The organism is Actinoplanes hulinensis, assembly GCF_019429605.1.
Classification (GTDB): Bacteria; Actinomycetota; Actinomycetes; order Mycobacteriales; family Micromonosporaceae; genus Actinoplanes; species Actinoplanes campanulatus.
This window is the reverse complement of record NZ_JAHXZI010000023.1, coordinates 144,783-158,273: the sequence shown is the minus strand read 5'-3', so window position 1 is coordinate 158,273 and position 13,491 is coordinate 144,783. Positions and strand designations below refer to the sequence as shown.

The following is a 13,491-nucleotide window of genomic DNA, read 5'->3' as shown; positions in this document are numbered from 1 at the left end:
GGTGGTCTGGGGTGGGGGGTGGCGCGCGGGGGGGGGGGGGGGGGGGGCGGGGGGGCCCCCCCCCGCCGCGTGGAGCCGGCGGTTCGGGTGGTTGCGGTTGATCGCCGGCACACCCGTACCGGAAAGGGGTCAGAGGACGCGGTGGACCCAGCCGAAGGGGTCTTCGGCGAGGCCGCGCTGGATCTCCACGAGCTGCTTGCGGATGCCCATGGTGACCTCGCCGGGGCCGCCGTCGGCGACGGTGAAGTCGCCGTCCTCGCCGCGGATCGTGCCGATCGGGGTGATCACCGCGGCGGTGCCACAGGCGAAGGCCTCACGGACCCGGCCGGAGGCGGCGCCCTCGCGCCACTCGTCGAGGCTGATCGGGCGTTCCTCGACGCGGCGGCCGGCCCGCTGGGCCAGCTTGATCACCGAGTCGCGGGTGATGCCGGGAAGGATGGTGCCGGTCAGCGGCGGGGTGACCAGGGTGCCGTCGTCGAGGACCAGGAAGACGTTCATGCCGCCCAGCTCGTCGATGTACTTCCGCTGCACCGCATCGAGGTAGACGACCTGGTCGCAGCCGTGTTCGGCGGCTTCGGCCTGCGCCGAGAGGCCGGCCGCGTAGTTGCCGCCGCACTTGGCCGCGCCGGTGCCTCCGGGGGCGGCCCGGGTGAAGTCGGGCGACACCCAGATCGTCACCGGCTTGACGCCGCCGGAGAAGTACGGTCCGACCGGGGAGGCGATGACCAGGTAGAGGTATTCGGTGGCGGGGCGGACGCCGAGGAAGACCTCGCTCGCGTAGGCGAACGGGCGCAGGTAGAGGCTGCCCTCCGGGTCCTCGGGGATCCAGCCGCGGTCGATCCGGATGATCTCGTGCAGCGACTGGAGGAACGTCTCGACCGGCAGGGCCGGCATGGCCATCCGCTGGGCGGACAGGTTGAACCGGTTGGCGTTGGCGTCCGGGCGGAACATCGCGACACCGCCGTCGGGCAGCGTGTACGCCTTCAGACCCTCGAAGATCTCCTGGGCGTAGTGCAGCACGGCGCTGGCCGGGTCCATCGGGATCGGCGCGCGAGCCTCGACGCGGGGTTCATACCACCCCTTACCGTCGGCGTAGCGCACGGTGACCATGTGGTCGGTGAAGATGCGGCCGAAGCCGGGGTTCGACAGCAGGGCGACGCGATCGGCGTCGCTCACGGGTGCCGAATTCGGACGGATTTCGAAATTGAGGTTGTCATCACCAGTCATGGCGAATTGACCTGCTTTCCACAGAAGAATACAAGCATGCGGGGGCACCCGTAGTGCCCCATGAATTTACCCCGAACGGCCGTTAACACAACGGCCGCGGGTGACGTGACGGGTGAAGCCCGCTCAGAGGGCGGAGGCGACCCGGTCGCCGACCTCGGCGGTACGCAGCGGCGCGCCCGGAGCACGGGACGCGACCTCGGCCGCGACCGCCTCGGTTACTCGCCGGGCCTCGTCGAGCTTGCCCAGGTGCTCCACCAGCAGGGCGGCGGACAGAATGGCGGCCGCCGGGTCGGCGATGCCCTTGCCGGCGATGTCCGGCGCGGAACCGTGCACGGGCTCGAACGTCGACGGGTACTTCCGCTCCGGGTTGACGGAGCCGCTGGCCGCCATGCCGATGCCGCCGGTCACGGCAGCGGCGATGTCGGTGAGGATGTCACCGAAGAGGTTGTCGGTCACCACCACGTCGAACCGCTGCGGGTTGCTCACCATGAACATGCTGGCGGCGTCGATGTGCTGGTACTCCGTGGTGACCTCGGGGAACTCCGCGGCGACGGCGGCGAAGGCCCGGGACCACAGGTTGCCGGCGTGGGTCAGCACGTTGGTCTTGTGCACCAGGGTGACGTGGCGGCGGTCGCGGCGCTGGGCGCGGGCGAACGCGTCGCGGATGACCCGCTCGACGCCGTGCCGCGTGTTCAGGCTCTCCTCGGTGGCGATCTCGGCGGGGGTGTTCTTGTGCAGAACGCCGCCGGCGCCGACGTAGAGGCCCTCGGTGCCCTCACGGACCACGACCATGTCGATCTCGCCGGCCTTGACGCCGGAGAGCGGGCTGGTGGTGCCCGGCCACAGCTTGCTGGGGCGAAGGTTCACATACTGGTCGAAGTCGAAGCGGAGCCTCAGCAGCAGGCCGCGCTCCAGGATGCCCGGCGGGACGCTCGGGTCGCCGATGGCGCCCAGCAGGATGGCGTCGTGGCCGGCCAGCTCGTCCTGGACCGCCTGGGGCAGGACCTCGCCGGTGCGGTGGTAGAGGCGGGCGCCGAGGTCGTACTCGTTGTAGTCGACGCCGGGGAGAACGGCATCGATGACCTTGCGGGCCTGCGCGGTCACCTCAGTGCCGATGCCGTCGCCGCCGACAACCGCGATCCGCGCCACGCTCACGTCAATCTCCCAACACGTCTGGTCAACCCTCGGCCAGGCTACTCGCCCGTCCCGAAACACGGAACGGGAGTCCCACCAAGCGAACAGCCCCCTGGCCGCGGCAAACGGTCAGGGGGCTGTGGCGACGAGAAGTCCCGCCGGGATACACACCGCTCGCCCCGGGACGGGCGACGTCACCCGAAGACGGGCCCGATCGAGACGCGCGGCTGGGACCAACGCTAGCGATGCGGACTAATGACGCGCAAGCCGCGCGCCCCGCGTGTCGGGCTTACTCACTCGGTACGGAGGTCGACCACCGCGGCACGGGACGCGCCGATCTCGGCGGCCACCCGGCCCAGCAGATCCGGCTCCACCGACGAGTCCACGGTGAGGGTCATCAGCGCCTCGCCGCCGGCCGCGCGGCGGGAGACCCGCATGGCCGCGATGTTCACCCCGGCCCGGCCCAGGGTGGTGCCGATCCGGCCGACCACGCCGGGCCGGTCGGTGTAGCGGAAGAACAGCAGCACCCCGCCCAGCGGCAGGTCCAGGTCGAAATCGTCCACCTCGACGAGCGTGGCGACGGCCCGGCCGGCGACGCTCACCGTGCGCCCGTCCGGCAGCCCGCCGCGGACCCGGATCAGGTCGCCCGGCTCCTCGACGGCCGCCGTCTCCACCGTGACGCCGCGCTCGGCGGCCAGGTGCGGCGCGTTCACGTACGTCACCGGCTCGTTCACCACCGGCGCGAACAGCCCCTTGAGCACGGCCAGTTCCAGGACCGTGACATCGTGCCCGGCGGCCGCCCCGTGCACCTCGACGGTCACCCGTTCGGGCAGGTGACCGGCCACCGCGGTGAGCACCCGGCCCAGCCGCTCGGCGAGCGGCAGCAGCGGGCGGACGTCCTCGTCGACCGGCCCTCCGGCGCGGACGTTGACGGCGTCCGGGACGAACTCGCCGCGCAGCGCCAGGCGTACGCTGCGGGCCACCGCGAGGCCGGCCTTGTCCTGCGCCTCCACGGTCGACGCGCCCAGATGCGGGGTGGCCACCACGTTGTCCAGAGTGAACAGCGGCGACTCGGTGAGCGGCTCGGTCTCGAACACGTCCAGCCCGGCGCCGGCCACCCGCCCGTCGGCGAGGGCCTCGGCCAGCGCCCGCTCGTCGACCAGCCCACCCCGGGCCGCGTTGACGATCCGCACCCCCGGTTTGACCAGCGCCAGTTCCTTCTCCCCGATCAAACCCACGGTCTCCGGGGTACGGGGAAGGTGCACCGAGACGAAGTCACTCTCCCGGAGCAGCTCCTCCAGGGTGACGAGCCGGACCCCGAGCTGGGCGGCACGGGCCGGCTGCACGTACGGGTCGTACGCGACCAGGCGTACCCCGAAGGCGGCCATGCGCTGCGCGAAGAGGACGCCGATCCGGCCCAGCCCGACCACCCCGACGGTCTTGCCCTGCACCTCGACGCCGGTGTACGCGGAGCGCCGCCAGGCGCCCGCCTTGAGCGCGGCGCTCGCCGCGGCGGTGTGCCGGGCCACCGCCAGCAGAAGCGCCACGGCCTGCTCGGCGGCGGAGACGATGTTGCTGGTGGGCGCGTTGACGACGAGAACCCCGCGGGCGGTGGCGGCCGGGACGTCGACGTTGTCCAGGCCGACCCCGGCGCGGGCGACGACTCTCAACCGCTGCCCTGCGGCCAGGACCGGCGCGTCGATGCGGGTAGCACTCCGGATGATCACCGCGTCGGCGTCGGCAAGGGCTTCCGTCAACGCCGCCCGATCTGTCCCGTCGACGTGCCTGACCTCGAAATCCTCAGCCAGCACGTCGAGTGCGGCCGCTGCCAGTTCCTCGGTGACGAGCACTACGGGACTCATGGGCTTCGATACTAAAGGCCCGGCCGGTAATCCGGCCGGGCCTTCAATCGTGAATGAATCAGGCGGTCTCGGTGATCGGCCGGTCCACCCAGCTCATCATGCCGCGCAGCTTCGCACCGGTGATCTCGATCGGGTGCTTGGCGGCCTCCTCGCGGAACTTCTTGAGCTCCGGCGCGCCGGCGTCGTCGTCCGCGATCAGGCGGCGGGTGAACTCGCCGGACTGGATGTCGGCGAGGATCTTCTTCATCTCCTCCTTGACCGACGCGTTGATCACGCGCGGGCCGGAGACGTAGTCACCGAACTCGGCGGTGTCCGAGACGCTGTAGCGCTGGCGGGCGATGCCGCCCTCGTACATGAGGTCGACGATCAGCTTGAGCTCGTGCAGGCACTCGAAGTAGGCGATCTCGGGGGCGTAACCCGCCTCGGTCAGCACCTCGAAACCGGTCTGCACGAGCGCGGACGCGCCACCGCAGAGGACGGCCTGCTCACCGAAGAGGTCGGTCTCGGTCTCCTCCTTGAACGTCGTCTTGATGACACCGGCGCGGGTGCCACCGATCGCCTTCGCGTAGGAGAGCGCCAGCGCCTGGCCCTCGCCGGTCGGGTCCTGCTCGACGGCGATCAGCGCGGGGACACCCTTGCCGTCGACGTACTGACGGCGGACCAGGTGGCCCGGGCCCTTCGGGGCGACCATGGCGATGGTCACGTCAGCCGGCGGCTTGATCAGCTCGAAACGGATGTTCAGGCCGTGGCCGAAGAAGAGCGCCTTGCCCGCGGACAGGTTCGGCTCGATCGACTCGGTGTAGATCTTGCGCTGCGCGGTGTCCGGCGCGAGCACCATGATCACGTCGGCCCAGGCGGCGGCCTCGGCCGGGGTCTTCACGGTGAGCCCCTGCTCCTCGGCCTTCGGGCGGCTCTTCGAGCCCTCCTGCAGACCCACCACGACCTCGACGCCGGAGTCGCGCAGCGACAGCGAGTGGGCGTGACCCTGGCTGCCGTAACCGATCACGGCGACCTTCTTGCCCTGGATGATCGACAGGTCGGCGTCGCCGTCGTAGAACACTTCCGCGGTCATGACTTTCCTCTTTGAATGTTGAGCCTTTAGTCCGGCTTAGGGCGGTGGGTGGGGCGGTCGGACGGGGAGAACTAGGCGGCGCGGAGCGCGGGGCCCGTGGTGATGGAGCGGGATCCGCGGCCGATGGCCACGAGGCCCGACTGGACCATCTCCTTGATGCCGTACGGCTCGAGATCGCGCAGCAACGCATCCAGTTTGTCGGGATTACCGGTGGCCTCGATCGTCAGGGTGTCCGGAGCGACGTCGATCACTCGCGCCCGGAACAGTTCGACGGTCTCGAGCACCTGGCTGCGCTGCGCCCGGTCGGCACGCACCTTGACCAGCAGGAGCTCGCGCTGGACCGACTGGGCCGGGTCCAGCTCCACGATCTTCAGGACGTTCACCAGCTTGTTGAGCTGTTTGGTGACCTGCTCCAGCGGGGACGACTCGGCGTCGACCACGATCGTGATGCGGCTGACGTCCGGGTTCTCCGTCTCGCCGACCGCAAGGGAGTCGATGTTGAAGCTGCGCCGGGAGAACAACCCGCTGACCCGGGCCAGCACACCGGGCTTGTTCTCGACCAGCACGCTGAGCGTGTGCTTGTTCGTCACTGTGCCTCCTTGGTCATGCCCGCCCGGCCCTCGCCTGCGAGGCCGTTGTCAGCTGCGGCTGGGTGCCGCTCGGTGCAGTTGGTCATGACTAAAGGTCGTCCTCATCGAAGGTGGGACGCACGTCCCGGGCGAACATGATCTCGTCGTTGCTGGTGCCGGCCGCGACCATCGGCCACACCATGGCGTCCTTGCCGACCGTGAAGTCGATGACCACCGGGGCGTCGTTGATCTCCATGGCCTGCTTGATGACCTTGTCGACGTCGTCCTTCGACTCGCAGCGCAGGCCGACGCAGCCGAGCGCCTCGGCCAGCTTCACGAAGTCCGGGATCCGGTGCTTGTGCGTGCCCAGCTCGGTGTTCGAGTAGCGGCCGTCGTAGAACAGCGTCTGCCACTGCCGGACCATGCCCAGGTTGCCGTTGTTGATCACGGCGACCTTGATCGGGATGCCCTCCAGAGCGCAGGTGGCCAGTTCCTGGTTGGTCATCTGGAAGCAGCCGTCGCCGTCGATCGCCCACACCGTGGTGCCCGGCTGCGCCACCTTGGCGCCCATCGCGGCCGGGACCGCGTAGCCCATGGTCCCGGCGCCGCCCGAGTTCAGCCAGGTGCCCGGCTTCTCGTACTTGATGAACTGGGACGCCCACATCTGGTGCTGACCCACGCCGGCGCAGTAGATCGCGTCCGGGCCGACGATCTCGCCGAGCCGCTCGATCACGTACTGCGGGGCCAGGGTGCCGTCGGTCGGCTCCTCGTAGCCCAGCGGGTAGCGCTCACGGATGTCGTTCAGGGTCGACCACCAGGCCCCGTACTGATCGGCGCCGCCGGCCGTGGAGGAGACCGCCGCGATCAGCTCGTCGATCACGTGCCGCGCGTCGCCGACGATCGGGACGTCCGCGTGCCGGTTCTTGCCGATCTCGGCCGGGTCGATGTCGGCGTGCACGATCTTGGCGTCCGGGGCGAACGAGTCCAGCTGACCGGTGACCCGGTCGTCGAAGCGGGCGCCCAGGGTGACCAGCAGGTCCGCCTTCTGCATGGCGTACACCGCCGGGACCGTGCCGTGCATGCCGGGCATGCCCAGGTGCTGCGGGTGCGAGTCGGGGAACGCGCCGATGCCCATCAGCGTGGTGACCACCGGGATGCCGGTCAGCTCGGCCAGCTTGCGCAGCCCGTCGGTGGCGCCGGCCTTGTGCACGCCGCCGCCCACGTACAGCACCGGGCGCTTCGCCGCGGCGATCAGCCGCGCCGCCTCACGGATCTGCTTGCCGTGCGGGTGCAGGGTCGGCCGGTAGCCGGGCAGGTCCAGCGCGGGCGGCCACTGGAAGGTGGTCTGCGACTGGAGCACGTCCTTCGGGATGTCCACCAGGACCGGGCCGGGCCGGCCGGTGGCCGCCAGGTGGAACGCCTCGGCCAGGATCCGGGGCAGTTCCTCGGCGTTCTGCACCAGGAAGTTGTGCTTGGTGATCGGCAGGGTGATGCCCTGGATGTCCGCCTCCTGGAAGGCGTCCGTCCCGATGTAGGGCCGGCCGACCTGCCCGGTGATCGCGACGATCGGGACCGAGTCCATGTACGCGTCGGCGATCGGCGTGACCAGGTTGGTGGCGCCCGGGCCACTGGTCGCGATGCAGACGCCGACCTTGCCGGTGGCCTGCGCGTACCCGGTGGCGGCGTGGCCGGCGCCCTGCTCGTGGCGGACCAGGATGTGCCGCACCTTCGAGTCGAACAGCGGGTCGTACGCCGGCAGGATCGCTCCGCCGGGGATGCCGAACGCGACCTCTACCCCGAGGGCCTCGAGCGACCGGACGAGCGCGCCGGCACCGGTGGTGGCTACCGGGGCCACAGTGGTGGAAGCGGTGTTCACGGCCGCCGCGACGGTGGCCGGAGTGACTCGGTGGGCGAGGGATTCAGGAGTGGGTCTCGTCATGGCAGTTCAGACCTTTTCGGGTTGGTCGCACCGGTACTTGAGCAACAAAAAAGGCCCTCGTGCGGATGCACGGGACCTAGCGCACTCTCCTCACTCGAGGACAGTGCGCTCAGATAAGTACTCGGGACGCGAAGCACATGCGGCTAACCTTGCCCCATCTCACGGCCTGAGTCAACTGATCCCACATTTTGATCACCACGGGTGGTGACGAAATCCGGATCACTCGGCAGCAGCGCTCTGACCTGCCGCATTCCAGGGCCGAGCCGGACCACCTGACTGCGGGCCGGCGCGTCATTGGGCGGGGTCGCCCGGGGCGTCGGCAGCGGGCGCGGCCCGGCCGGGCGCAGGGTCCGCAGCCGGGACTCGAAGTGCTCGGCCGGCACGCCCCAGCCGAACAGCGAGCCCTGCCCGAGCCGGCAGCCGGCCTCCTCGACGATCCTCCGCTGGTCCTTCGTGCCGATCCCCTCGGCCAGCACCTCCAGGCCCAGCCGGTGCCCGAGCCGGACCACCACGTCGACCAGCGGGGCGGCCGTGCCGGTGCGCGACTCCGGCTCCGCCACCAGCGCGTGGTCGATCTTCAGGATGTCCACCGGGAGGGTCCGCAGCTGGCCCAGCGACGAGTAGCCGGCGCCGAAGTCGTCCAGCGCGATCCGCACCCCGGTCTTGCGCAGCTCGGCCAGGCGGCGGACCAGCTCCTCCATGTCGGTGGCGACGGCGTGCTCGGTCACCTCCAGGACCAGGCGCTGCGGCGGGACGCCGTACTCCGCCAGCACGTCCGCGACCTGGGCGGCGTAGTCGGAGTTGTGCAGCTCCTTGGGCGACAGGTTCACCGACAGCCAGACGTCGTGCCCCTTGGCCCGCCACTCGGCGAGCTGCTTGCACGCCTCCTCCAGCACCCAGGCGCCGATCCGGTTGATCAGCCCGGCCTCCTCGGCCACCGGGATGAACTCGACCGGCGGCACCCGGCCCAGGTCCGGATGGGTCCAGCGGAGCAGCGCCTCGGCGCCGACCGGGCGCATCGACGGCAGCGCCACCACCGGCTGGAAGACCAGGCTCAGCTGACCACGGTCGATGGCGTGCCGCAGTTCGCCGGTGAGCGTGCCGCGGCGGCGCAGCACCTCGTCGTACCCCGCCTGGTAGCGCTCGACCCGGTTCTTGCCGCGCTGCTTGGCGTAGCGCAGGGCCAGGTCGGCGTCGTGCAGCAGCTCGCCGGTGGCGGCCACGCCCAGGCTCGCGGACAGGAAGATCGAGCCGCCGTCCACCTCGTACGGCTCCCCGAGCACCGCGAGCAGCCGGTGTGCCGCCAGCACCGCCTCGTCGGCGTCGCCGCGCATCAGCACCGCGAACTCGTCGCCGCCGAGGCGGGCCGCCACGTCGCCGGCCAGCAGGTTGCGCCGCAGCCGGGCGCCCACCTCGGCCAGCACCGCGTCGCCGACGTCGTGGCCGCGCATGTCGTTGACGGTCTTGAAGCCGTCCATGTCGATGCCGATGAGCGCGGCCGCCCCGGTGGAGGAGCGCAGCGCCCGCTGGAGGCCACGCCGGTTGGCCAGGCCGGTCAGCGGGTCGGTGTGCGCCAGCTCACGGAAGTGCGCCTCGCTCTGCCGCAGCCGCAGCGTGTAGCGGCGGACGTCGTCGAGCGCAAGGTACTGCCGGGCGACCAGGGCCAGGCCCACCACGGCGGCGCCGAAGTAGCCGGCCGCGTCCAGAGTCCCGCCCATGGCCAGGTGGTGGCCGAGCGCGCTGAGCAGGGCCAGCATCGGGAACACCGCATACGCCCCGCCGCGCTCCAGCACGTCACCGGTCACCTGGACCGGCCGGTCGGCGGCTCGCACCGCCCAGGCCACCACGGTCAGCCCGGCGGTCAGCAACAGGCCGCTGGCCAGCGTGAGACCGTCGTTGCCCCGGCAGATCCCGGCGGCCAGCACATTCGCCGCGACGGCCACCAGGCCGACACCGGCCGACACCCGGACGGTGTGCCGCCGCGGCCGGTGGGCGTGCAGCGCCAGGACCGCGGTCAGGCCGAGGGAGAGCACCACCAGGACGGCCGGGACCACGATCGCGGGACACCGGTACGGCGTCGCGTCGCCCAGGATCCGGGTCGGCCGGCTGATCAGCACCCAGCCGACGAACCAGATGGCGGCCGCGATGACCAGCCCGTCCAGCACCTGCCGGAGCGCCGCGGCCGGGCCCCGGGCGGCGCCGGGCAGCGCCACCGTCCCGGCCAGCAGGGCGACCACGCCGATCGCGGTGCCGGCGGCCACCGCCGTGGCCAGTGCCTGGGCGTGCCCGGGAGAGTGGTGGTGGCCGGTGATCAGCGCGGTGACCAGCCCGGCCAGCGCCGCGGCGGTGACCAGCGCGCCACCGGCGGCGAGCAGCAGGTGCGCCCGCCGGGCAGCGCCGGTGTGCCGGTGGCCGGAACGGGCCAGGTAGGCGACCGCCGGGACGGCGACCAGCAGGCCCACGAGTCCCGCCAGATCCATACCGGACGGTGAGTGCACGGACACACTGTGCCCGATCTTCTTCGATTCCGACACCCCCGGCGTCCCGCGCTGTGGACGGCGTAGGTGGTTCCGGGCCTGGCCGGTGGCACTATTGGGGGATGCCTGAGCTGCGCTCCCGGACCTCGACCCACGGTCGCACCATGGCCGGCGCGCGCGCCCTGTGGCGCGCCACCGGCATGACCGACGACGACTTCGGCAAGCCGATCGTCGCGATCGCCAACAGTTACACCCAGTTCGTACCGGGTCATGTCCACCTCAAGGACCTCGGTGGCCTGGTCGCCGAGTCGATCGCGGCGGCCGGTGGCGTCGGGCGCGAGTTCAACACCATCGCGGTGGACGACGGCATCGCCATGGGTCACGGCGGCATGCTCTACTCGCTGCCCAGTCGCGAGCTGATCGCCGACGCCGTGGAGTACATGGTGAACGCGCACTGCGCCGACGCCCTGGTCTGCATCTCGAACTGCGACAAGATCACCCCCGGCATGCTGATCGCCGCCCTGCGGCTGAACATCCCGACGGTCTTCGTCTCCGGCGGCCCGATGGAGGCCGGCAAGACGGTCGCCATCGAGGGCATCGTGCACGAGAAGCTCGACCTGGTCGACGCGATGAGCGCGGCCGCCAACGACAACGTGACCGAGGAGCAGCTCGACACGATCGAGCGGTCCGCCTGCCCGACCTGCGGCTCCTGCTCCGGCATGTTCACCGCCAACTCGATGAACTGCCTGACCGAGGCCATCGGCCTGTCGCTGCCCGGCAACGGCTCGACGCTGGCGACACACGCCTCTCGCAAGGCCCTGTTCACCGAGGCCGGCCGGCTGATCGTGCAGATCGCCAAGGAGTTCTACGAGAACGACGACGAGTCGGTGCTGCCGCGCTCGATCGCCAACCGGGACGCCTTCGAGAACGCGGTGGCCCTCGACGTGGCGATGGGCGGGTCGACCAACACGATCCTGCACCTGCTGGCCGCGGCCCGCGAGGCCGACCTCGACTTCAGCGTCTCCGACATCGACGCCATCTCGCGCCGGGTGCCCTGCCTGTCGAAGGTCGCGCCGAACAGCCCGAAGTACCACATGGAGGACGTGCACCGCGCCGGCGGCATCCCCGCCCTGCTCGGTGAGTTGCACCGCGGCGGCTCCTTGAAGGAGAACGTCCGCGCCGTGCACTCGCCGGACCTCTCCACCTGGCTTTCCGATTGGGATATTCGGGGTGAATCACCCACCGAGCAGGCGCTGGAGCTGTTCCACGCCGCGCCCGGCGGAGTCCGCACCACCGAGCCGTTCAGCACGCGGAACCGGTGGGCGACGCTCGACACCGACGCGGAGAGCGGCTGCATCCGGTCGGTCGAGCACGCCTACACCGTCGACGGCGGCCTGGCCATCCTCTTCGGCAACCTCGCCCCGGACGGCTGCGTCGTCAAGACCGCCGGCGTCGACGAGTCGATCTGGAAGTTCACCGGCCCGGCCCGGGTCTACGAGTCCCAGGACGACGCGGTCGCCGGCATCCTCGGCAAGGAGGTGGTCGAGGGCGACGTCGTGATCATCCGGTACGAAGGCCCCCGCGGCGGCCCCGGCATGCAGGAGATGCTCTACCCCACCTCGTTCCTGAAGGGCCGAGGGCTGGGCAAGGCGTGCGCGCTGATCACCGACGGCCGGTTCTCCGGCGGCACCTCCGGGCTGTCCATCGGCCACGTCTCCCCCGAGGCGGCGGGCGGCGGCCTGATCGCGCTGGTCGAGACCGGCGACGAGATCACCATCGACATCCCGGGCCGCAGCATCACGCTCAACGTGCACGACGACGTCCTGGCCCAGCGCCGCCACGAGCAGGAGCGGCGGCCTCGGCCCTACACGCCGGTCGATCGGCAGCGCCCGGTCTCGGCGGCGCTGCGCGCCTACGCCTCGATGGCGACCAGCGCCAGCGACGGCGCCTACCGCAAGGTCCCCTGAGCCTGATTGCTCCGCTTCGCTCCGCGGCAAGCTGTGCCTGATGGCTCCGCTTCGCTCCGCGGCAAAACTGGGCCTGATGGCTCCGCTTCGCTCCGCGGCAAAACGCCTTGTACCCGGTGTCGAGGCTGGCGTGTGCCCGCCGCAGCACACCCCGCTGCGTCGGCAAATCACTTGCCTCGACACCGGCGGCGTTTTGCGGGGGACGCTGAGTGCACCGCCGTAGGGGTGGGGTGGGTGTTCCGTGGGTGGGGTGGGTGTTCCGTGGGTGGGGTGGGTGGGTCAGTTCCAGGTGGGGAGGGGCTGGCCGGGTTGTTTGCGGCCCAGGTACTCCAGCACCTTGCGGCAGTCGAGGTTGGGTGAGCTGTAGGTGTGGCCCTTCAGCTTCTCCACGAGCGGCTGGTCACCGGCTAGCTGGTCGAACTCGTTGTGGCAGGTCAGCCGGGTGTCGACGGCGGACTGCGGGATGCGCATGACATACCGGGTGTCGGCGTGCAGGACGGTCAGCCACTCCTCGGTCTCGGCGATCGGGTAGCCGATGAACCGGCTCTCCGGGCGCACCTGGAGATCGTTGACGCCGTCGCCCAGGTCCTGCGTGGAGGTCACGGCGGTGCCGTTGATCAGGAAGGCCTGTGCGGACACCCACGGCGCGTCGAGGCTGTTCATGAACTGGAACGCCAGCGCGGCAGCGCCCAGGTAGACGACCGACAGCCCCTGCCAACCGGTCAGCGTGTGTCCGCGTTTGATCAGCCGCTCGTCGCTGGAGCGGGCCCATCGGTGGCGGAAATGGCGGATCACCAGCTCCACGCAGAGCGCGGTGAGGACCACGGCCAGGCAACGGCGCAGGTACGAGTACGGCGAGGCCAGGGCGGTCACCGCGGCCACGATCAGGATCAGTGGCCAGAGGGCGGGCTGGACCCGGGCACGGTAGCGGATCGCGAACCAGATCGTGCCCAGGGCGATCGCGGGCAGGATGTAGTACGCATAGATGGTCACCGTGCCGAGCGCCACCTGCACCGGAGTCGCGGCGAGCAGGGCGGTCGTGGTGGTCAGCGAATACCGCGCGACCCCGTAGATCTTGATGAGGAACAGCAGCAGGAGCAGGCTGGAACCGACCGCCACCAGCTCCCGGGAGCTGATCCGGCCGTCCTGGTCACGGGTCTCGGCCACCGGCGGCGGAGCCGGCGAAACATCCGGTGTGGACATCGGGTGCTGCCTCGGGACGGTCTCGGGGCTGGTCAGATGAC

At 70.8% G+C, this 13,491-nt stretch carries 9 protein-coding genes; 1 reads left to right on the top strand and 8 read right to left on the bottom strand.

Annotated features, from left to right (window positions below; translation table 11 throughout):
• Positions 1–129: 129 nt before the first annotated feature.
• The 7 genes from KZ829_RS35330 to KZ829_RS35300 form a co-directional block, all read right to left on the bottom strand.
• Positions 130–1,227 (bottom strand): branched-chain amino acid aminotransferase, encoded by a 1,098-nt coding sequence (locus KZ829_RS35330; protein ID WP_220148177.1) that lies wholly within the window; start codon positions 1,225–1,227, stop codon positions 130–132.
• Between the two features lie 123 nt (positions 1,228–1,350).
• On the bottom strand, positions 1,351–2,376 hold the full coding sequence (locus KZ829_RS35325; protein ID WP_220148188.1) for a 3-isopropylmalate dehydrogenase: 1,026 nt from the start codon (positions 2,374–2,376) through the stop codon (positions 1,351–1,353).
• Positions 2,377–2,654: 278 nt separating this feature from the next.
• Entirely contained in the window at positions 2,655–4,223 is a 1,569-nt protein-coding gene (gene serA / locus KZ829_RS35320; RefSeq protein WP_220148176.1) for a phosphoglycerate dehydrogenase, read from the bottom strand.
• A 58-nt stretch (positions 4,224–4,281) separates the two neighbouring features.
• Positions 4,282–5,295: a ketol-acid reductoisomerase gene (gene ilvC / locus KZ829_RS35315; protein ID WP_183216668.1), complete on the bottom strand. Its 1,014-nt coding sequence runs from the start codon at positions 5,293–5,295 to the stop codon at positions 4,282–4,284.
• 71 nt (positions 5,296–5,366) lie between these two features.
• The gene (gene ilvN, locus KZ829_RS35310; protein ID WP_183216670.1) at positions 5,367–5,885 is read right to left on the bottom strand and encodes an acetolactate synthase small subunit; all 519 of its coding nucleotides are present in this window, start codon (positions 5,883–5,885) and stop codon (positions 5,367–5,369) included.
• Between the two features lie 88 nt (positions 5,886–5,973).
• On the bottom strand, positions 5,974–7,803 hold the full coding sequence (locus KZ829_RS35305) for an acetolactate synthase large subunit (RefSeq protein ID WP_220148175.1): 1,830 nt from the start codon (positions 7,801–7,803) through the stop codon (positions 5,974–5,976).
• A 143-nt stretch (positions 7,804–7,946) separates the two neighbouring features.
• Complete coding sequence (locus tag KZ829_RS35300) at positions 7,947–10,301, bottom strand: putative bifunctional diguanylate cyclase/phosphodiesterase (RefSeq protein WP_308285794.1); 2,355 nt, start codon at positions 10,299–10,301, stop codon at positions 7,947–7,949.
• Between the two features lie 101 nt (positions 10,302–10,402).
• On the opposite strand from KZ829_RS35300, the gene ilvD reads away from it, so the two are divergent.
• Entirely contained in the window at positions 10,403–12,247 is a 1,845-nt protein-coding gene (gene ilvD / locus KZ829_RS35295; protein ID WP_220148174.1) for a dihydroxy-acid dehydratase, read from the top strand.
• Positions 12,248–12,526: 279 nt separating this feature from the next.
• Here ilvD and KZ829_RS35290 read toward each other — a convergent pair whose 3' ends face one another.
• A complete protein-coding gene (locus KZ829_RS35290; protein WP_220148173.1) occupies positions 12,527–13,450 on the bottom strand; it encodes a hypothetical protein in 924 nt (307 codons plus the stop codon).
• Positions 13,451–13,491: the final 41 nt, after the last annotated feature.